Below are 20,155 nucleotides of genomic sequence, written 5' to 3'. Positions count from 1 at the left end.
ATAATAAAGGAATAAAAAAATTCTAGCCTACTAATGAATACTAATTAATCAAGTGCGTTTGGATGAAAGGAGCAAATATTGAAAAGTGAAGCAATTATATAAATGGATCTATATTGTGCTAGGAACGATATTTTTAGGAATCGGTATTCTCGGGATATTTCTGCCTTTACTACCAACAACTCCATTTTTGCTGCTAACATCATTTTTTTACACACGAAGCTCAGAAAGGCTGAATGCATATTTTCGTTCAACAAAATTTTATGAGGAATACGTTAAAGGATTTAAAAAAGGTGAACTAACAAAAAAACAAAAAATAAAAATATTGGCCACCTGCTATATATGCATTGGAATAAGTGCTTACTTTGCACCGCATATGTATATGCGGTTAATTCTTGCCTGCATTGCAATTGTCCAGTTGATTTCAATGTTTATTATTAAAACAAAGGCTGATGAACCGAAGGACATTATAATAAAAAAATGATTAGGAGCTTTGGATTAATAATTCCAGCTCTTTTTTGTTTGACTGATAAAGGGGTGGGAATATATAGAAAAGAATAAACAATAAGGGAGTGTTGATTTTGGCAGTTATAACGCATATTGGACTTGCAGTTGATGATTTAGATAAAGCAATTGATTGGTATCAAAATACACTTGGCTTTAAGTTAATCGCTGGACCATATTCCTTTTCTCAAGAGGAAGAAGACAGTGAAAATATGACAAATGATTTATTAGGAAAGCAAATTAAAAAAATGCGTAATGCGCATTTAACTGGCGATAACCAGGTAGGTGTTGAGCTGTTTGAGTTTCAAAATCCTAAAACGAGCATGAAGCAAAGACAAATTCACGATGCTGGTTTTTTTCATATTTGTTTAGTTGTTAATAATGTGGAAGAAAAGGCCAAGGAAATAAGCAGAACCGGCGGAACAATTAGAAGTGATATTTGGAATACATGGCCAGGGAAGCCGTATCATTTAGTATACTGTGAAGATCCCTTTGGAAATATTATTGAACTTTATTCGCACAGTACGGAGCTGATGTATGGAAACAAAGAAACCTAAAAGAGCTTTTAAATAGTGTAAAGAGGTGGAAAAATGGGGGAAGCTTGGGCACCAGAGGTTGTGGTAGAAAAGGAATTGGCAGTTCAATTAATTGGCAAGCAGGTTCCAGAAATATGGATGGAGTCGATTAAGGAACTGGGGGAAGGCTTTGATAATACGATATTTTTAGTTAATGGCCAATATGTGTTTCGTTTTCCGCGCAGGCAATTGGCGGAGAATCTTTTAAAGACAGAAGCTGCTTTACTGCCATTTCTTCAACCTTTGTTACCGATAAAAATACCAGTGCCAATATTTTTTGGTGAAAAATCCAAAGAGTATAAATGGAGCTTTTTAGGCTATGAATTTCTTCCAGGTGATATGCCTGCTGAATTGGGTAAAAGTAATCGGTCAAAACTAATTCGGCCACTTGCAGAGTTTCTAAAATGTCTCCATCATATACCTGTTACCAAACGAACGGATATACCTGTTCCATATGATACACTTGCCCGCCTTGATATTGAAAAACGGAAGCCTAGATTGATCGAAAAGCTGAAATATTTGTTGGAGCTTAATGCGAGTCCGGTTCTACATATGGCGATAAACTATGCACAGAAAGTTGAACCAATCGAGGTGCCAAAAAGGCATGTACTAGTGCACGGTGATCTTCACTTAGGCAATATGCTTGTTAATCAAAACAAGGAATTAACTGCAATTATTGATTGGGGCGATGTGCATCTCGGCCATCCGGCAATTGATTTAGCAATTTGCTACAGTTTAATCTATAAAGAAGAAAGAGAAGCATTTTTTGCCATTTATGGAGAGGTGGATGCTATTTCCTTGGAGCTAGCTAAGTTTAAAGCAGTTTATACACTTGTACTGCTGCTTGCATATGCCTCAGATAAAGGGAGTAAGAAATTGTATGAGGAAGCGATTATAAGTCTTGCTATTGCACTAAGCTAAACAAGGTGCTTATTTGACTGAAATTTCATGATATTATATAATATAGTTAATAATTGAATGAAAATATCCTTTGTCAAAAGGGGAGTAACTGAGACAATAAAGTCGTCAATACAGGTCAGTGTGACCTCGGCTTTGTTGGCAACATATGTTGTTTGTGAGACCTTTGCCATTTATTTGGTGAGGTCTTTTTGTTATGCCTATTTTTTAGAAATTTAATGAAGGGAGGGGAAAAAATGTCGACATTAAAAAGGCTTATGAAAAAGTATGTTCAAAAGGAAGGAGCTAAAATTCTGAAAGAAAAGGGGCTGCCCTTATTAAAAAAAGAATGGGAAAAGCGCAAGGGAAAAAAATAAAGGAGTGATTATGATGAAGAAATTATTATTAGCTTTACCTATGCTGCTGGTAATTGCAGCAGGCTGCTCACCTGTTGAAGAGACGAAAAACACTATTACTTATGTTAATGAAGCAACAGAGTATGCCAATGAGGCAGCAACATTTGCTGAGGAGCTTCCAGCTATGGCACAAGATGCTGTTACAAATCCAGAGACAGCTGAACAGCTAGAGAGCACATTAAAGGATTTTCAAGCGCAAATTGATGAGTTTAATCAAGTGGAGGTACCGCAATTAATGGAAGATTTAAATGGGCAAATAAGTGAGCAAAATGGAAAAATTCAAGCTGGTGTCGAGGATGCGATAACAGCTATCGAGGAAGGTTCCTTTCAGCCTGATATTCTCCAAAACAGTGAACTGCTGAATTCATTGCAGAACATTCAAGGCATATATGAAAATATCCAAAAGCTAGGAAATGAATAAAGCTTCTGGCAGTGCGGCAGTCAGTGACTGCCGTTTTTATTTTGTCTTAGCAGCATTCCTGCGATACTGGTATTGCTTCCACTGAAAGCGGATAAAGCAGCCAATACAGAAGCCGAGTATAGCAATAATGGAGGCAAGACCTACCATAATCGTGAAGGCAGTCCCAAGGATGCTCCAGCCTAATTGAAAGGAGAGGACAGCCCCTGCAAGACAGATGACAGCAATGATTTGGTTAAATGCCTGCTGATCCCAGTCTTCCGCTATATATTCACTTCGTGTTTTCCTTAGGAAAATAGCTGCAAATTTCATGATTGGATTCCATTTAAGCAGTAAGCCAAGCAGCCCTGCAATAAGGGGGATGAGCAATACCCAGTGCAAATGAAAGAGCAGACTTAATAAGGTGGAAAGAAATATGACCCATTGGTTTGTTCGTACAAGGGGACGAGGAATTGTTTTGAGTGTGTCTGTCATTATTACCAACCTTTCTTATGTGATTTATTATCATTGTACGCTTTGCACATAAAAAAGTTAAGAGTATTCTAACCCAAAACAGAGTCAGGTTTTTTATGGGGGATAATGAAGGTACTAAGGAAAATCTTAGTACATAGAATTATAGTTTGCTTTCTTCCTGCAAAAAGGACCAGAAACGAAATAATTGCCCGGCAACCTTTTCTGGGTTTTCTTTTAGAGCGTGATGGAGATCAGGATACCTTTGGAGAGCTACAAGAATACTATAATCTTCTGCAGGGATTGCTAAGTGCATGTCGCTGCCATACTGTGAAGCAGTTTCCATAACTGCAGATCTTCCTAAAAGATAATCTGTGCTCACTTTAAAGTAATCTGCGAGATTTTGCAGTGTTTCCGTATCTGGCTTACGATTGCCATTCTCATATCCAGAAATAGACACTTTTGTTACGTTCATTGCATCTCCTAATATTTGCTGTGAAATATTAGCTGACTTTCTAAGAGCCTTTAGTCTTTCTGGAAAACTCATATATTTTCCTCCCGTTCTTCTAAGATGCTTCTATTATAAGTTAACTTATAGCTAACAGTAAATGTTCACAAATAAGTTAACTAATTAGTGATTAGGTTGTTGAAGTTAACCTCTGGTTTACGTATAATAGAAGGAGATAAAACGGCTATGACTGGGAAGAGGTGATAGGATGACTAGAATTAAATTGCGCTATATTAGGAAGGAGTATGGCTATACTTATCAGCAAATGGCCAGTAAGCTAGGCATCACGAAGTCCTACTATTGGCAAATTGAGAATGGAAAAAGAGGTTTATCTTATGATAATGCGCTAAAAATAGCAAGCATATTTCAGAGGAATCCAGATGACATATTTCTACCAGAGAACAATCATATGAGCCGTCTAGCAAATACCGAATAAGTTAGTGAAGACAGGTTATTAGACTTTCTGTGGGAGTAATATGGCTTTTCTGTTTATGGATGTTATTTGAGATTTAAGAGATGTTCGCCCCGCTTTTAGCGATTATTGATAGGCTTTTAACTTTGCTTTTATTATAACAAAAATAAAGTGCTGCAGTGAAGCTGGAATGAGCAGCAAGATCTGTATGTTTGTTTAGTGCAAAAATTATCTCTTTAACTTGCGGATAAGGTATCTGCGAAATTTAAATGCTTTATCATCTGTTTCTCCTCTTTTATAGCCGTTCTTATTTAATAGAAATACCGCTGCAAATCTCTTTGCCCCTTCTTATCACAATTTTCCGAATGGGATTGATTTTCTCTCTTTACTGTGTAAAAGTAGAGAATATAAATAGAGGAGGACGGTTTGTAAACATGGATAATAAGACAATTAGTTTTATAGGCAGCGGCAAAATGGCACAGGCAATTTTCGGCGGCATGCTTAAGTCAGGATTCACAAGCCATGAGGCGTTAATTGCAAGTGCGAAAACAGCAGCTACTGCTGAAATGGTGACTAAAAAATATGAAATCAAGACAACAACAGATAATAGGGTAGCAGCATCATACGGTGATATTGTTGTCCTTGCTGTAAAACCTTATTTGCATACAGAAGTATTAAATGAAATTAAGGAATCCTTAAAGGAGAATGCTATCATTATAACAATTGCTGCTGGTGTTGATATTTCTTATATGCAAGAGCAATTATCAATGAGTAGTAAGATTATTAGAACAATGCCAAATACACCGTCCCTAGTAGGTGAAGGGATGACAGTAATTTGTCCGAATAAAAATATAACGGAAGAAGAATTACAGTATACAGTCGACCTGTTTACGTCTTTCGGTAAGGTTGAAGTAATGGAAGAACGTTTGATGGATGCTATACCTGCTATCAGCGGCTCCTCCCCTGCATATGCATTTCTGTTTATTGAAGCGCTGGCAGATGGTGGTGTTCGAAGCGGCATCCCGAGAGAAACCTCTTATCGTCTCGCAGCGCAAAGTTTGCTTGGTGCAGCGAAGATGGTTCTAGAAACCGGTAAGCATCCTGGCATTCTCAAGGATGAGGTTTGTACACCAGGTGGTACGACAATTGAAGCGATCGCCACATTGGAGCAATTGCAGTTTAGGGGAACAATTATGGCTGCAATGGATAACTGTACAAGAAAGAACAAAGAATTACAAAAATAAGCAGGATAGGATGTATGTACTAGGTATATTCGTTTTGCTTATTATAAAAATAATACAAAAAAGTCCAAGCTGTGAGTCTTTCCTAACAACTTGGACTTTTTTTGTTGTCAAAAATAGGTCATTAATCCTTTGGATTTCTTTTATTTCAGCTTTTAAGTTCAGCATGATTTATGTATAATAAGCATTATTCAATAACAATAACATCAATAATACTAGCTTATTTATGATAATAATAGACCTTTTGGACTGCAATGAAAAACAGCTTTTATTTGGGCACTTAAACTGTTTGGAGCAACTAGTGCAACCGGCCGTTATTCATGAGTTTAGCTGGTTTTTTTTTTATTTATGAGGGGAAAGCTAACCAGACAAAATAAAGAACGGCAGAGATAGATACGTTTTTTTTTGTAAGGGAATATGTAAAAGAGGTGTGGCAAATGATTTTCGATAAATATAAAAGCATATTGATTATGAAGATGAAAAATCAGCTTACAGGCTGGTTTGATAATAATGAGCAAGCATCGATTGAAAACAGAGATGTTTATCGATTTTTGCATTCTATTAAAGGGACTTCTGGAACATTGGAGCTTGATTTGCTTTACAGCATTTCCTCAGAGCTGCTTGCGAAGGTGGAAAATAGAAAAAACCCGTGGTCCATACAGGAGTTAAGAGACTTTTTGAACGGCCTTATGGAAATTAGCTATGAATATGAACATTTCCACGAGGAAATAGGGAAAACACCCGATTTAAGGGATGGTGATGCACCACTTATTCAAATTATTGATGATGACATTTCCCTGCTTATCTTCCTTAAGGATAAATTAGAAAGCAAAGGATGGATGGTTATTGCCAACACGACTGCAGAAAAGGCGATAGAGCAATACTATAATATGCATCCTGATTGCATCATTATTGATATTAACCTGCCTGAGCAATCTGGCTTTGAGGTGCTTAGTGTTATCCAAAAACATACAAATAGAGCTTTCATTCCGAAAATAATGTGCAGTATTAAAACAGACAGGGAATCAAGAATCGAGGCTTACAAAAAGGGTGCGGATGACTTTATTGAGAAGCCGATTGATGTCGAGGAATTCTTAATACGAGTGGAACGGCATTTAGAACGAAAGAAAATATTCGATCAATCTGTGTTAATTGACGAATTGACCCAGGTATATAATCGTAAATTTCTTAAGGATTCATACAGTAGGTTTATCAGTGATATGGCAAGGCTTAATGCTAACGGAACAATTGCTGTTTTAGACATTGATTACTTTAAGCGCGTTAATGATACATATGGGCATATTGTCGGTGACAAGGTGCTGATGGAATTCGCTCAATTTTTGAAAAAAAGTATTAGAAGTACAGATACACTGTTCCGTTATGGTGGAGAAGAATTTGTCATTCTGTTCCAGAGGGCGACAGAAACAGAAATAAAAGAAGTGTTGGAGCGTATGCTTGAAGAGTTTTCACAAATAGACTTTAAAGAGGGTGAACAAACCTTCCGACTTACATTTTCAGCCGGAATCTATCGAATTGAGAACAAAGAAATAGGCTTGCACTCAGCAATAAAAACTGCAGATGAAGCTTTATATTTGGCGAAGGAGAGTGGCAGAGCAAGGGTGGAAACAGCCAACAAGCTCAAGATTTCAAAAGCCACAAAGCAATTGAATGTGTCGATTGTGGATGATGATGCACTAATCCGCTCCATCTTAATTAATATTTTCAGCTCCTTGGAGTTTGATAATATCAGTCTTGATGTGAAAGCCTATGAAGATGGAATGCAATTCCTTGATTCAGACAGGCTAACACAAAATGGAATCCACTTCTTAATTTTGGATGGGATTATGCCTGTTATGGACGGTCTTGAAATTTTACAAATAGTGAAGAAGTCCCAGCACCGCAATAATGTTCATGTACTCATGCTAACTGGTAGAAAAAGTGAAAATGATATTGCGGAAGCATTGAAGCTTGGAGCGGATGATTACGTGACAAAGCCTTTTAGTTTGACAGAGCTGCAGGCGAGAATTGTCCGTCTCATTAAAAGGATGGTTTAACGTGGCGAAGGAAATTATTTTATTAGTGGTTGTGGCTGCAGGCTCCATTCTGATCTTGCTTATGCTCCTTGCCTATCTAGTAATTAGAAAGGTATTAGAAAACAGCAGGCGTAAACAGATAAACGAAATAAAGGAAAATATAGCACAGGATGTCTTTCTAACTCTTCAGGACAAACGTAATGAGCTTGTCTTTACTGCTGAGTCATTGCTTGAAAAGGAGGCGCTTGAAGAGCTTCTTACAAAGTATACGGAAGTGCTTGAAGGTCAACAGGAGAAGGAAAGCTTAAGAATGCTAGCTGCAGCAAACTTGACAGATTATTATCGGAAAAACGTAACTGCTCGAAAATGGAGCACGCGTATGAATACACTTTATCATATTGAAAGCTTCCATCTTGAAATGCTAAAAGATGAATTGATTCACTTGGCTGAGGCAGATTCTAAGCGATCGAAGGAGGAAAAAATCCAAATTTACCGGATTCTTGCTTCTTTCCAGTATGATGGGATCTTTTCACTTATCAATAAGCAGGAATTCCTAGCAGAAAAGGATTTTCGAAGTATATTGACAAGACTGGACAAAGACATCTTTGCGAGCATGCTCGAGCAGTTTGATGAATGTGTGGAGGAGCTTAAGCTGGCAATTATTGACGTAATGGGTGTTAGAAAGGAGCTTGAGTATATCCAATTCTTGGAGGATGTGTTCAACGCCTATGAAGGAGAGCTAAGACTAAGAGCTTTAAAGGCCATTTCTAATATTGGAATTGTTTCAAGCATAGATACTTATCTGCCATTATGTCAATCAGATATTTGGCAGGAAAGAATGATGGCTGCAAGACTGCTTGGGTTTGTTAAGGGAGATACCTCTTTATTGCTCTTAAAGGAGCTGCTTCATGATAGGTCATGGTGGGTTAGGTCTCAAGCAGCTGAATCAATTATGAAATTTAAGACGGGAACGATAGTGCTTGAAGATGTACTTCGGCATTCAACAGATCCCTTCGCAAGAGATATGGCTTGGGAATGGATCAATAAAGGTCAAATAAAAGGAGCTAATTAAGTTGGTTTTAGAATGGTGGACAAATGCTGTATTGTTTTTTGGTGGATTTATTTCCATATATATGGTGATAATTATTACTTTTTACACAGCAATTCTTATCGTGTCAATGGTACAGCTTCGCAGAGAATATCAACTTAATAGGGAGCAATCCTTTGAGGACATAGCAGATGGGCTGTACACAAAGCCTGTATCTATCATTGTACCTGCATACAATGAAGAGGCGGGAATCATACCGAGTATTCGCTCGTTGCTTAGTGTTGATTATCCTCAGTATGAGATTATTGTCGTAAATGACGGCTCAAAGGATCAAACACTGCAAAAGGTGATTGATTATTATGATATGGAGCTGGTTCAAAAGGTTGTCCGCAAGCAAGTGGAAACAAAGCCAATCAAGGCAATTTATCAATCTAAGCTTTTGCCAAGGCTATTTCTGATAGATAAGGATAATGGAGGGAAGGCAGATGCTTTAAATGTGGGCCTGAACTTTTCTAACTATCCTTATATATGCTCCCTTGATGGCGATTCTGTTCTTGAAAGTGATGCTTTCTTGAAGGTGATGAAGCCGATTATGGACAGCAATGAGGAGGTAGTGGCTTCAGGCGGAAGCATCCGAATTGCCAATGGCTGTAAGATTAAGGACGGAAATATACTGGAGATTGGTTTATCGAACCATCCTCTTGTTATTATGCAAATTATTGAATATTTGAGAGCATTCTTAATGGGCAGAATCGGTCTCAGTAAACATAATTTATTGTTAATAATATCCGGTGCTTTCGGCGTGTTTTCTAAACAATGGGTAATTAAGGCTGGCGGCTATCAAACAGATACGGTTGGAGAGGATATGGAGCTTGTTGTCCGTATACACAGAATCTTGAAGGAATCTAAAGTCAATAAAAGAATTGTCTATGTTCCAGATCCTGTTTGCTGGACAGAGGTTCCTGAGGATATTAAATTCCTGAGAAGACAGCGGCGCAGATGGCATAGAGGATTGTTTGAAAGTCTCTGGAATCACAGAAAACTGACATTCAATCCGAAGTATGGAAGCATTGGGATGATTTCCTTCCCGTATTTTTGGTTGATTGAGTTTTTCGGTCCAATTGTAGAAATATTAGGGTATATATACGCTGTTATTGCGATCTTTTTTGGTGGTATTTATTTAGAATTTGCCATTTTAATATTTTTATTATCCTGCATATATGGATCAATTTTTTCTATGGCAGCAGTTTTATTGGAGGAATGGAGCCTCCGCAAGTATCCAAAGGTAACTCATTTGCTGAAGCTGTTTTTCTTTTCGCTGACAGAGTCACTCTGGTACAGGCCATTAACCGTTTTTTGGCGCTGTGAAGGGATATTCCAGCTCATTAAAGGGGAGAAGTCTTGGGGAGACATGAGTCGTAAAGGAGTATCTAAATGAAAAGAAGAACTACATGGTTGTTTTTCCTGTTAATCATTCTTGGTATTGGCATCATTTTAAGTCCCTTTTGGCTTTGGCAGTTGAAGGAGACGAAGGAACTGGATGTACTGATAATGGATAAGACTGTTCCAGATAAAACATATAGGGAGCATAGTGGGCTTGTTTACATATTAAATAACCAAAAATATGTGAAGGCCAATAAAGACAAGTATTACAGTCAAAGTGATTATAAAGGCTTTAAGCCAACAGATGACAATAATTACAAGATAAGTGAGGTTCCTGACGATTTAAGTAATTATGATGTACTGTATTTGACAGATCAGTATGGTGTATACGAAGAGGAATTCTATGGCAGCAATTCGCTTGGAGAGAGATCAGATAAATTATATGGCGGGTTGGAAACAGAGGATGTTGACAAAATAGAGAATGCTCTTTTCCAATCAGATAATAAGACATTAATTGCTGAGTTTAATACATTTGCTAGTCCGACAAATGACGAGGCAAGAGAAAAAATCACCACTTTGCTTAATGTATCGTGGAGTGGCTGGATTGGCAGGAATTTTTCCGATTTGAACGGAGATGAAGTTCCTGTTTGGGTAAGGGATAACTATAAAGAGCAAAGTGGCAAGGAATGGAGTTTCACAGGCTCTGGTATTGTTTTAATAAATAAAGAAGATTATATTGTTGTTCTGAATAATAAGGATTTAACAGATACTGGTATCGAGTTTACAACAACGAACAAAGGCACCTCTGTTTTGCATAAAGAGTTGACATCCCAATATGATTACTGGTTTGACATTATTGAAGCAAACGATCAGGATGGTGTGCTTGCACAATATACATTGCCAGTATCGAAAGCAGGCAAGGAGAAACTTAAAGGTTATAATATACCAAGCTCTTTTCCAGCGATTGTTCAAAATGCAAATGGACAATATACCTCCTATTATTTTGCTGGGGATTATGCAGATGAAGCAGAAGTGCCGAGTTTGTATCAAACAGTCGGGTTTGATACGTGGAAAAAATACATCACCTATCGAAAGTCCTTTTACTGGAATACTTATGTACCGATTATGAAGAGTATTTTGAGGGATGGTCTACATAAACCAGCAGCTAAAGAAAACAGTGTAGAAACAGTGAAGGTTGGTCAAATAGAAACAAACAGCCGGACAAATGATGAATTTATTCAGATTAAAAAGGATGGGAAATGGGAAGACCTCGTAATTAAAGGTGTTAATATGGGGATTTCCAAGCCTGGAGCATTTCCTGGTGAAACATCCATAACAAAGGATGAATATTATCGTTGGTTTAATGAAATTGGAGCAATGCATGCCAATACAATCAGGGTTTACACATTGCATCCCCCAGGCTTTTATCAAGCATTATATGAATATAACCAAAGTGCAAAAGAACCGTTGTATCTTATTCACGGCACTTGGGTTAATGAAGATGTTTTGACAGAAAAGCAAGACGCTTATTCGGAAGAAGTAACAGCGGATGCGAAGGAAGAAATCAAGAACATGATTGACATCATCCATGGAAAGGCGGATTTGCCGGAGAGAACAGGACACGCTTCAGGTAAGTATGAGTATGACGTATCTCCATATGTTCTTGGGTTTATGCTTGGAACAGAGTGGGACCCTGATGTTGTCAACTATACGGATGATAAACACAAGGGTGCAAAAAACTATGTAGGTACTTACTTTAAGACAGAAAAAGCATCTCCATTTGAGGTTTGGCTTGCGAAGCTAATGGATTACTCAGCTGATTATGAAGCAAAGCAATACAAATGGCAGCATACGATGAGCTTTACCAACTGGGTGACAACAGACATGCTTGACCATCCAGCAGAGCCGAGTAAGGACGAAGACAAGGCAGTCGTTGATCCGAATCATATTAAGAAAACAGATAAGTTCCATGCAGGTCTGTTTGCAGCCTATCATGTTTATCCGTATTACCCAGACTTTTTGAACTATGAGAAGGGTTATTCCACCTATAAAAACAAACAAGGTGAGCAAAGCAATTATGCAGCATATTTAAACCAGCTGCGTAAGATGCATGACATGCCAGTAATGGTGGCTGAGTTTGGTGTGCCAGCATCGCGGGGAAAAACGCATGAGAATGTTAATGGGATGAATCAAGGCTTTATTTCCGAGAAAGAGCAGGGTAATATCGATAAGAGCCTTTACCAGATGATACTCGACGAGAAATATGCAGGTGGCCTTGTCTTCACATGGCAGGATGAATGGTTTAAAAGGACATGGAACACAATGGATTATGATAATCCAAACAGACGGCCGTTCTGGTCCAATATCCAAACAAATGAGCAGCATTTTGGTCTATTAAGCTTTGATCCTGGCAAGTATGAGCCAACCATCTACATAGATGGAAGTACAGAGGATTGGAATAAGCTAAATGTTCCGCCATTATATACTGCATCTGACAAGGAAGAAAATACTGTTCAAGATGTAAGTGTTACTTCAGATGAGCAGCAGCTGAGCTTTAAGATTAATTATAAGGATTCGATTAACCTTAAAACAGATCATACTTATCTCTTGTTAGATACAATTGCAGATCAAGGTCAGAAAAGTACAGCACTAGAAGGAAACGAAAAAGTGGATACAGATTTTGGCGTCGACTTTGCTGTTAAAATTGGTGAAAAGAATGATTCCCATATTCTTATCGACAGCTACTATGATTCTTATTACTTGCATTATGGACATCTTTTAAACATGATAAAGAAAGAAAGCTATGCAAGTAAAAAGAATAATGGTGTATACCATCCAATCAGACTTGCCCTTAATAAAGAGTTGGAAATTCAAGGGGAAACGATTCCGTTCAATTCGTATGAAACAGGGAAATTATTATACGGGAATGGTAATCCAACCAGTAAAGATTTTAACAGCCTTACCGATATTAGTGTAAGTGAGGATAAAAAGACAATAGAGCTCCGCATACCATGGGCTTTATTGAATATCAAAGATCCGAGTCAGAAGGAAATATTGGCCGACTTGTGGAAGAAGGGCATGGAAGGCAGCCAAGTAATCGAAGGTATACATATGGCTATCGTGATGGAAAAGGATAAAAAGATTGTGCAAACACTTCCTGAAATGGGAAGTGACAACAAAATTCATCTAGAAAACACGAAGCAGTTTACCTGGGACAATTGGGAGGAACCTGCCTATCATGAACGACTAAAAGAATCTTATTATATATTACAAGAGGCCTTCTCTAAAATAGGGAATTAGGGGAGAGAGAATACATGAAGAGAATATTGTTGGCTGAAGATGAAGATGTTTTGAGAATGTTAATAGTAGACACACTTGAAGATGAAGATTATACAGTTGATGAAGCGCCAGATGGGGAAGAGGCTCTCCAGCTGATTGAAAAGCATGACTACGACTTAATTATTTTAGATTATATGATGCCAATTATGACTGGGTTGGAAGTCATCCAAAAGGTCAGGGCTAATGATGCGAAGAAGCATTTGAAAATATTAATGCTGTCAGCAAAAAATCAAGCATCAGAACAAAATTATATATTAGAGGTCGGGGCAGATTACTTTATGGCGAAGCCTTTTAGTCCCCTCGCATTACTAGACAAAGTAGGGGATATTCTTGATGAAGATTAATTCCTATATTAGAAAAAGCATATCAAGGCAATTTATGGCCTTAATATGCTTTTTCATTCTATTGTTTATATTAGGAGGGCTTGTATTAGTCTTTCTACAGGACTCTGTTAACAATGAATATGTTAATAACCGCAAAGAGCTTGTTGAAAAGCAGGCAACGGTAAGACAGATAGAAACAAAGCTGAATAGCGCAATGTTTAATATCAGAGGGTATTTTGCCTTTGATAACGAGAATTTAAAGGAGTCAGCATTAAGTCAGCAAGCTGATATTGTAAAGCTGATTAATGAATTAGATAAAATGGTGACATCTGAGGAGGATATTCGTTTTTCAACAGAACTTTCGTCCTTTTACCATTTTTATTTTGATGAAGCTATGCCTGAAGCAATTGCATACTTTGAATCTGGTGATAATGATGCTGTGTCTTCCATTGCCAATAATGGTGCAACTGATAGAATTAATACCTTTCAACAATTGCAAACAAGCTATCTTCAATCGGTATCTAATTCGCTGACGGATGAAGTAAGTAAGCTTACAAGTCATATTGCCATGCTGCAAGTCGCTTTTCTTGTATATATCATTATCGTTTTAGCAATAGTGTTACTTCTCGGCCGAATGATGGTAAGGAGAATTGGCAAACCATTAACTGATTTTGCCGTTACAGCAAATGAAGTAGCCAAAGGAAATGAAGCAGAAATTACACTTGTTAAAAACCGGGAAGATGAATTGGCAACATTGTCGATTGCATTTGAACAGATGTATTTAAGTATTCAAGAAAAAGAACAAGATTTACTTGCCCAAAATGAAGAGCTGCAGGCACAGCAGGATGAACTGCAGGCACAGCAATTTGAATTGGAAAAGGTACTTGAGACCGTTCAGTTAAATGAAGATGCATTAATGCGCAGAAATAGGTTTATTAATGGTCTGTCAAGCTCTCTTGATAAACAGGAGGTGCTTGAGAGCATCATTGTAAATATGTGTGACGTTGTTCGTGCTGACAGAGGAATTATTATAGAAGTTGAAAGCAGTGCCTTTGCAGCATTCGGTATTTCAAATGAAGGAGCAGAGCAATTTACAAGACATCTTTATACAGGGATGTTTCATCGCCTTGAATTGGAAAAATCACCTTTTACAATCTTAAGGGATTTGCATCTATCTGAAAAAGGCTACCATCTTGAAACTGGAAGAGTACATGATCTTTATGTGCCAATTTTAGCAACTTCTGGTGATATTTCAGCGATTATGATGCTTAGCAGATTTGCTTGTGGCTTCACGGAATTGGAAATGGAAGAGTTTATTGCTTTGGCAAAACAAATTGGAATTTCTTTAGATAAGATTCATTTATTCGAACAAACAGAAAAGGATAGAATCTTGAACAGGGATATTCTTAACAACGTCCAAGAAGGCATCCAATTAGTGAGCACTAAAGGTGATATTATTCACGCGAACAGCAAGTTTTATGAAATTATGTCTGATAAGGGCGAGCTAGAGATTCTTGGCGGGCAGAAGTGGCAGGAATGGACAGGACAGCTGCAAGAAAATCTAGAGGATACAGATGCATTAATTGCCTATATCAAACAGTCGATGAAGGTTTCTCAAACAGATTCATTCATTTATAAATTGAGGGAAGATAAGATAGTCAAAGTATATAGTGAACATTTATACAGAGGGGATGAAAAATTCGGGACTGTTTTCGTCTACAGAGACATCACGATGGAATATGAAGTGGACAAAATGAAGTCTGAGTTTGTCAGCACGGTTAGTCATGAGCTTCGTACACCGCTTGCAAGTATCCTTGGATTTACAGAGCTAATAATAAACCGTGATTTGAAGCCTGAAAGACAGAAAAAGTATTTGAATACAATCTATGGAGAAACAAAAAGATTAACTTCTTTAATTAATGACTTCCTTGATGTTCAACGAATGGAAGCAGGCAAACAGACATATGAGAAAAAATATATTGAATTGCTTCCAATCTTAGAAAGAGTTGTTGAAAACCAAGAGGTGAATATTACAAAACATCAGATTAATATTCATAACTCACAAAAGAACACGTTTATCCTTGGTGACAGATCAAAAGTTGAGCAGGCGTTCACAAATATTATTAATAATGCTATCAAATATTCACCTGACGGCGGTAATATAGATATCAGCATCTATCAAGAGGCTGGATACCTGAAGGTTGCTGTGAAGGACCAAGGCTTGGGAATTCCAGAAACAGCACTTGATAAACTGTTTACAAAGTTTTATAGAATAGATAATTCAGACCGTCGTAAAATTGGCGGAACTGGTTTGGGATTAGCAATTGTGAAGGAAATCATGCTAGCACATGAAGGAGATATAACGATTAATTCCGAATATGGCAATGGCAGCACATTCACCATGAGCTTCCCGAGTGTTGAGTGGAATATGGAGACGTCTACATCGGATGTAAGTACAGATGAAAAAGTCCGTTATAAGGTAATGGTAGTGGAAGATGACTACAGCTTGGCAGAGCTTATTATTCAAGAACTGCAGGAAAGCGACTTCCATGTCTTCTATTCAAAAAATGGAATAGAAGGACTGAAGAAGATGGAGGAGGTGCAGCCAGATGCCCTCGTTCTTGACATCATGCTAGAGGACAACAAAATGGATGGCTGGGATATTATGAAGGCAATGAAGAACTCAGAGAATATGAAAAATATACCCATTGTTGTTTCCACTGCATTAGATGAAAAGGAAAAAGGGATAGCACTAGGCGCAAATGACTATTTAGTAAAACCATATCCGCCAAGCCAGCTTTCTCGTTCCATCCTGCAAACATTGCTGAAAATGGGCAAAATCGGGCAAGTTTTAATCCCAGAAGAGCAAGAATAGTGAGTATGCTGCACTCCGATAATTGGAGTGCAGTTTTTTTATGCAGAAGCTATTTTTTTCGTAAGTAATGTAGTGAAGATGGCGACAGATATAATCGTTAAAAATGAAGCAGCTAAAACGGAAAGTCCAACAATCTTTAATCCGCCTAACAAGACGAGTCCATCTATTATAAATATAATGATGCCTACAGGAAATCTGAAGATGTTTGCAAGCATTTGTGCAAGCATATCGGTACCGCCTGTACTCGTATCAAACCGGAGCATTATCCCAATGCCGATGCCAATGACACTCCCGCCGATAACAGAGCTTATGATAATATTAGTAGAGAATGTTTCGCGCATAAAAGAAAACACGTCAATCATGCCAGATGATATTAAAAAACCTAGTAATCCATACGCTATATATCGCTTATTGTAAAACCATATGATGATATAAATTGGTATGCTGACTAGAATCATCGACAAGCCTGTCGGGATATCATAATGGTAATGAAGGATGAGCCCTATCCCAATAAGGCCACCATCAAGAAGATGATGGGGAACTAAAAAGCCATTTACACCAATGCCAATAAGAAGACTTCCAATTAATATAGCGCTGATTTTTTCAGACATTAAACAATCACCCTAACTAAGTACAACAGATTAGTATATTTATATGGACAAGTTAACTAAAATAGAAGGAGAATTTGGTACAAGTTAGGAAACACTTCAAAATCACCATTGATAATTTCGGTGATGCTTGGTATTTTATAGGAAACCGTTAAGACAAAAACGTATGGGAGTAAGAGAGCGAATGGGAAATATAAAAAAAATCGCAGAATTATCAGGAGTGTCTGTTACAACCGTATCTCGTGTGTTAAATAACCATCCTTATGTAAAAGAAGACAAAAGAAAAGCAGTCCTTGAGACTATTAATAAATTAAATTACAGTCAAAACCTAAATGCTGTTCACCTTTCCCGTGGCAAGACAAGCATGATCGGTGTTATGGTGCCTTATATTGCAGTCCCTTATTATGGAAACCTTTTAGAAGGCATTGGAGAGGCAGCCTTAAAGAATAATTACAGTATCAATCTTTTTCAGACTAATTATGATGAGAAAAAAGAGATGGAGGCACTGGAGAAATTAAAAAGCAAGCAGGTGGACGGTATGATTATTTGCTCCCACACTGCAAATATGGATATTATCCGTAAATATGCAGAAGAGCATCCAATCATTGTCTGTGAAAAGGTTGCAGAAAAGAATATTGCAGCAGTTTATATTGACCATTATAGCGCTTTCAGACAAGGTATTGATTTTCTCCATGAGAATGGATACAAAAAAATTGGCTATTGTGTTAACAGAGCGAAAAGCTTAAACAGCAAGCTAAGAGAAAAAGCGTTTTATGAAGGCTTAGCTGAGCTAGATTTGCATGTGGCTAAAGAGTGGGTGTTTGACAATTGCCTGACGATAGAGGATGGAAAAAGAGTCGTTAAGGAATTTTTAGAATTAGAGGATAGACCAAATGCGCTGCTTGTAACGAGTGACCAGGTAGCTGCTGGTATAATGACAGAAGCGAGGCGGCACAAGCTTAATATTCCAGAGGATTTAGCACTGTTGAGCTATGATAACCATCCGATTTCAGAAGCTCTTGAGCTGACGACAATGGATCTTCCAATTGTCGAGATGGGAAGGCGTTCTTTCCAGCTTTTTCAGCAGCTTCAGGAGAAGAAGCAGGAAACTCCAATTGAGCTGAAGGCAAAGCTTGTCATCCGTTCCACCGTATGAAAAAAAAGAGGTCCAATAGGACCTCTTTTTTTATAGGAACAGATTCAGTATATAATATACTAATGCCGCAACAGTTGCTGAGATAGGAAGTGTAATTACCCAAGTAATCAGCATTCTTTGTGCTGTACCCCATTTAACCCCTTTTAGACGGTGTGATGCACCAACTCCAAGAATAGAGGAGGAGATAACATGTGTTGTGCTGACAGGCAGGTGAATGTATGTTGCACCGAAGATAATCATCGCACCAGTTATGTCTGCAGCAACTCCGTTTACAGGACGGATTTTCATGATGTTTCCGCCAACTGTTTTAATGATTCTCCAGCCACCGACAGATGTTCCAAGTCCCATTGCTGCCGCACAGGCAAATTGAACCCAATGTGGAATATCACTTGTTGTTAAATAGCCGTTTGCAATAAGGGCCATTGTAATAATACCCATTGCTTTTTGAGCATCGTTTGTACCATGTGTATATGATTGCAATGCCGCAGTGAAAATTTGGAAATAACGGAATCTGCGGTTTGTTTTTGTTAAGTTTAAATCTTTAAAGAAAATCTTGAACAGTGTATAAACAATATAACCAATAACGAAAGCGATGATTGGTGAAATAATCAAAGCTTGGATTATTTTCATGAAACCAGCATAGTTAAGGGCTTCAAAGCCAGAAGAGGCAATAGCAGCACCAGCGATTGATCCGATGATGGCATGAGAAGAACTGCTTGGTATCCCGAGATACCATGTCAAAAGATTCCAGAAAATAGCAGCGATTAATGCTGCCAAAATAACTGTCGAACCGTTAGCCAATGTGAATGGGTCAACGATATCCTTTGTAATGGTTTTTGCCACACCTGTGAAGGTCATCGCACCAACAAAGTTCATGATTGCAGCCAAAATTATGGCATGCCTTGGCTTTAAGGCTTTAGTTGATACAGATGTAGCAATTGCGTTTGCTGTATCATGGAAGCCGTTAATGAAGTCGAATGCCAAAGCAAAAAAGACGATTAGAATTGTTACAAATAAAATCATATCCATTTTTGTTTAGGACTCCTTACGCATTCTTCATTATGATGCTTTCAAGTGTGTTGGCAACGTTTTGACAGTAATCAGCAACGTCTTCCAGGTTTTCGTAAATTTCTTTATATTGAATAATGCGAATTGGATCTTTTTCCACTGAGAACAAATGCTTGATTGATTGGCGAAGGATGCCGTCACATTTAGATTCTGTATCTTTAATACGGATTGCGTATTCTCTGATTTTCGGTAGCTTCTTCGTAGACAGAAGTTCAACTGATTTTTGGATTTCGACTCCACAGCTTTTAATTGCTTCTGCAAAACGGTTCATGAATTCGTCAGCAGTTGTAATATTGTACATTTCGAATAATGCTGCGCTGTGCTCAAGACCGTCCAAAACATCATCCATGCTCATGGATAATGCAAGAATATCTTCTCTTTCAATCGGAGTGATGAAAGCTTTATTTAATTCAGTAATTACATCATGGATGTATGTATCACCTTTTGTTTCAATTTCTTTCATGGTTTCGGAAAACGTCTTTAAATCAGTTACATTACTGATTTTGAAATCAGCGAAGTAGTCAGCGCCTTCCTTTAAGTTCGTTGCAATGTTATTTAAAAGTACAGCGAATTTATCTTGTTTTTTGAAAACCATTTTGTTACCCCCAAATTAATTTAGACCCCAAATTAGTTAAGCCTTACATAGTTTATAGGAAATTTGTCGATTCTTAAAGTATTTCGGCGAAAAATTTACAAAATCTTAATAATTGGTTTACTAAAACTATAAAATACCAGCTTTTGCAATTTACATTCTTAAAACTGGCTTTACAATAACCTTCCCTTTTTTCTCCTATTTCTATCATAAATGCAGCAGGTTTTTGCTTAATATATATGCTTTATTATTTGCTAAAAGAGTGAGTGATATGTTGGAAAATGATATGATGTTAATCATAAAAAAAGAAAA

18 protein-coding genes and 1 riboswitch are annotated in these 20,155 nt (G+C 37.6%); of the genes, 13 read left to right on the top strand and 5 right to left on the bottom strand.

Annotation, left to right across the window (positions count from 1 at the left end; genetic code table 11):
* The first annotated feature begins 85 nt into the window (after window positions 1–85).
* The 4 genes from NQZ71_RS18180 to NQZ71_RS18165 all read left to right on the top strand — a co-directional run bounded on the left by NQZ71_RS18180 (window position 86) and on the right by NQZ71_RS18165 (window position 2,810).
* Window positions 86–481: a YbaN family protein gene (locus NQZ71_RS18180; protein ID WP_144451849.1), complete on the top strand. Its 396-nt coding sequence runs from the start codon at window positions 86–88 to the stop codon at window positions 479–481.
* A 97-nt stretch (window positions 482–578) separates the two neighbouring features.
* Entirely contained in the window at window positions 579–1,058 is a 480-nt protein-coding gene (locus tag NQZ71_RS18175) for a VOC family protein (RefSeq protein WP_275004224.1), read from the top strand.
* Between the two features lie 33 nt (window positions 1,059–1,091).
* Complete coding sequence (locus NQZ71_RS18170) at window positions 1,092–1,997, top strand: phosphotransferase (RefSeq protein WP_275004226.1); 906 nt, start codon at window positions 1,092–1,094, stop codon at window positions 1,995–1,997.
* Between the two features lie 363 nt (window positions 1,998–2,360).
* Window positions 2,361–2,810 carry a DUF6376 family protein gene (locus tag NQZ71_RS18165; protein ID WP_317011101.1) on the top strand — a complete coding sequence of 150 codons (450 nt, stop codon included), beginning with the start codon at window positions 2,361–2,363 and terminating at the stop codon, window positions 2,808–2,810.
* Window positions 2,811–2,846: 36 nt separating this feature from the next.
* Here the strand turns inward: NQZ71_RS18165 and NQZ71_RS18160 are convergent, their stop codons facing one another.
* Window positions 2,847–3,281: a DUF4395 domain-containing protein gene (locus NQZ71_RS18160; RefSeq protein WP_317011099.1), complete on the bottom strand. Its 435-nt coding sequence runs from the start codon at window positions 3,279–3,281 to the stop codon at window positions 2,847–2,849.
* Between the two features lie 139 nt (window positions 3,282–3,420).
* Complete coding sequence (locus NQZ71_RS18155; RefSeq protein WP_275004231.1) at window positions 3,421–3,804, bottom strand: helix-turn-helix domain-containing protein; 384 nt, start codon at window positions 3,802–3,804, stop codon at window positions 3,421–3,423.
* Window positions 3,805–3,973: 169 nt separating this feature from the next.
* On the opposite strand from NQZ71_RS18155, the gene NQZ71_RS18150 reads away from it, so the two are divergent.
* The 8 genes from NQZ71_RS18150 to NQZ71_RS18115 all read left to right on the top strand — a co-directional run bounded on the left by NQZ71_RS18150 (window position 3,974) and on the right by NQZ71_RS18115 (window position 16,419).
* Entirely contained in the window at window positions 3,974–4,201 is a 228-nt protein-coding gene (locus NQZ71_RS18150) for a helix-turn-helix transcriptional regulator (protein ID WP_127736496.1), read from the top strand.
* Window positions 4,202–4,611: 410 nt separating this feature from the next.
* On the top strand, window positions 4,612–5,421 hold the full coding sequence (gene proC, locus NQZ71_RS18145) for a pyrroline-5-carboxylate reductase (RefSeq protein ID WP_144451854.1): 810 nt from the start codon (window positions 4,612–4,614) through the stop codon (window positions 5,419–5,421).
* A 234-nt stretch (window positions 5,422–5,655) separates the two neighbouring features.
* Window positions 5,656–5,739: riboswitch (cyclic di-GMP riboswitch) on the top strand.
* A gap of 116 nt (window positions 5,740–5,855) precedes the next feature.
* Window positions 5,856–7,472: a GGDEF domain-containing response regulator gene (locus NQZ71_RS18140; RefSeq protein WP_144451855.1), complete on the top strand. Its 1,617-nt coding sequence runs from the start codon at window positions 5,856–5,858 to the stop codon at window positions 7,470–7,472.
* 1 nt (window position 7,473) lies between these two features.
* On the top strand, window positions 7,474–8,523 hold the full coding sequence (locus NQZ71_RS18135) for a HEAT repeat domain-containing protein (RefSeq protein ID WP_144451856.1): 1,050 nt from the start codon (window positions 7,474–7,476) through the stop codon (window positions 8,521–8,523).
* A 61-nt stretch (window positions 8,524–8,584) separates the two neighbouring features.
* On the top strand, window positions 8,585–9,937 hold the full coding sequence (locus NQZ71_RS18130) for a glycosyltransferase family 2 protein (RefSeq protein WP_275005527.1): 1,353 nt from the start codon (window positions 8,585–8,587) through the stop codon (window positions 9,935–9,937).
* Entirely contained in the window at window positions 9,934–13,182 is a 3,249-nt protein-coding gene (locus tag NQZ71_RS18125; protein ID WP_317011098.1) for a hypothetical protein, read from the top strand. The genes NQZ71_RS18130 and NQZ71_RS18125 overlap by 4 nt, the downstream gene beginning before the upstream one ends.
* A 14-nt stretch (window positions 13,183–13,196) precedes the next feature.
* The gene (locus tag NQZ71_RS18120; RefSeq protein WP_127736481.1) at window positions 13,197–13,565 is read left to right on the top strand and encodes a response regulator transcription factor; all 369 of its coding nucleotides are present in this window, start codon (window positions 13,197–13,199) and stop codon (window positions 13,563–13,565) included.
* Window positions 13,555–16,419, top strand: coding sequence for an ATP-binding protein (locus tag NQZ71_RS18115; protein WP_317011763.1), 2,865 nt, complete (start codon window positions 13,555–13,557; stop codon window positions 16,417–16,419). Before NQZ71_RS18120 ends, NQZ71_RS18115 begins: the two co-directional genes overlap by 11 nt.
* A 38-nt stretch (window positions 16,420–16,457) precedes the next feature.
* Here NQZ71_RS18115 and NQZ71_RS18110 read toward each other — a convergent pair whose 3' ends face one another.
* Complete coding sequence (locus NQZ71_RS18110) at window positions 16,458–17,030, bottom strand: YitT family protein (protein ID WP_144451859.1); 573 nt, start codon at window positions 17,028–17,030, stop codon at window positions 16,458–16,460.
* 181 nt (window positions 17,031–17,211) lie between these two features.
* Between NQZ71_RS18110 and NQZ71_RS18105 the strand changes: the two genes are divergently transcribed.
* Window positions 17,212–18,183, top strand: coding sequence for a LacI family DNA-binding transcriptional regulator (locus NQZ71_RS18105; protein ID WP_317011097.1), 972 nt, complete (start codon window positions 17,212–17,214; stop codon window positions 18,181–18,183).
* Window positions 18,184–18,213: 30 nt separating this feature from the next.
* Here the strand turns inward: NQZ71_RS18105 and NQZ71_RS18100 are convergent, their stop codons facing one another.
* Window positions 18,214–19,212 carry an inorganic phosphate transporter gene (locus tag NQZ71_RS18100; protein WP_144451861.1) on the bottom strand — a complete coding sequence of 333 codons (999 nt, stop codon included), beginning with the start codon at window positions 19,210–19,212 and terminating at the stop codon, window positions 18,214–18,216.
* A gap of 16 nt (window positions 19,213–19,228) precedes the next feature.
* Window positions 19,229–19,846, bottom strand: a complete 618-nt coding sequence (locus NQZ71_RS18095; RefSeq protein WP_127736466.1) for a DUF47 domain-containing protein — start codon at window positions 19,844–19,846, stop codon at window positions 19,229–19,231.
* Window positions 19,847–20,155 lie beyond the last annotated feature (309 nt).

Origin of the sequence: Niallia taxi (assembly GCF_032818155.1) — a bacterium.
In the GTDB taxonomy this organism is placed as follows: Bacteria; Bacillota; Bacilli; order Bacillales; family Cytobacillaceae; genus Niallia; species Niallia taxi_A.
The sequence above is the reverse complement of the archived record's forward strand: the minus strand, read 5'-3'. Positions and strand labels throughout refer to the sequence as shown.

Bases quoted from the DNA above. Each gene is read 5' to 3' on its own strand.
- NQZ71_RS18170 (WP_275004226.1), top strand. From the start codon at position 1,092: ATGGGGGAAGCTTGGGCACCAGAGGTTGTGGTAGAAAAGGAATTGGCA.
- NQZ71_RS18165 (WP_317011101.1), top strand. From the start codon at position 2,361: ATGATGAAGAAATTATTATTAGCTTTACCTATGCTGCTGGTAATTGCA.
- NQZ71_RS18160 (WP_317011099.1), bottom strand. From the start codon at position 3,281: ATGACAGACACACTCAAAACAATTCCTCGTCCCCTTGTACGAACAAAC.
- NQZ71_RS18155 (WP_275004231.1), bottom strand. From the start codon at position 3,804: ATGAGTTTTCCAGAAAGACTAAAGGCTCTTAGAAAGTCAGCTAATATT.
- NQZ71_RS18150 (WP_127736496.1), top strand. From the start codon at position 3,974: ATGACTAGAATTAAATTGCGCTATATTAGGAAGGAGTATGGCTATACT.
- proC (WP_144451854.1), top strand. From the start codon at position 4,612: ATGGATAATAAGACAATTAGTTTTATAGGCAGCGGCAAAATGGCACAG.
- NQZ71_RS18140 (WP_144451855.1), top strand. From the start codon at position 5,856: ATGATTTTCGATAAATATAAAAGCATATTGATTATGAAGATGAAAAAT.
- NQZ71_RS18130 (WP_275005527.1), top strand. From the start codon at position 8,585: ATGGTGATAATTATTACTTTTTACACAGCAATTCTTATCGTGTCAATG.
- NQZ71_RS18125 (WP_317011098.1), top strand. From the start codon at position 9,934: ATGAAAAGAAGAACTACATGGTTGTTTTTCCTGTTAATCATTCTTGGT.
- NQZ71_RS18120 (WP_127736481.1), top strand. From the start codon at position 13,197: ATGAAGAGAATATTGTTGGCTGAAGATGAAGATGTTTTGAGAATGTTA.
- NQZ71_RS18115 (WP_317011763.1), top strand. From the start codon at position 13,555: ATGAAGATTAATTCCTATATTAGAAAAAGCATATCAAGGCAATTTATG.
- NQZ71_RS18110 (WP_144451859.1), bottom strand. From the start codon at position 17,030: ATGTCTGAAAAAATCAGCGCTATATTAATTGGAAGTCTTCTTATTGGC.
- NQZ71_RS18105 (WP_317011097.1), top strand. From the start codon at position 17,212: ATGGGAAATATAAAAAAAATCGCAGAATTATCAGGAGTGTCTGTTACA.
- NQZ71_RS18100 (WP_144451861.1), bottom strand. From the start codon at position 19,212: ATGGATATGATTTTATTTGTAACAATTCTAATCGTCTTTTTTGCTTTG.
- NQZ71_RS18095 (WP_127736466.1), bottom strand. From the start codon at position 19,846: ATGGTTTTCAAAAAACAAGATAAATTCGCTGTACTTTTAAATAACATT.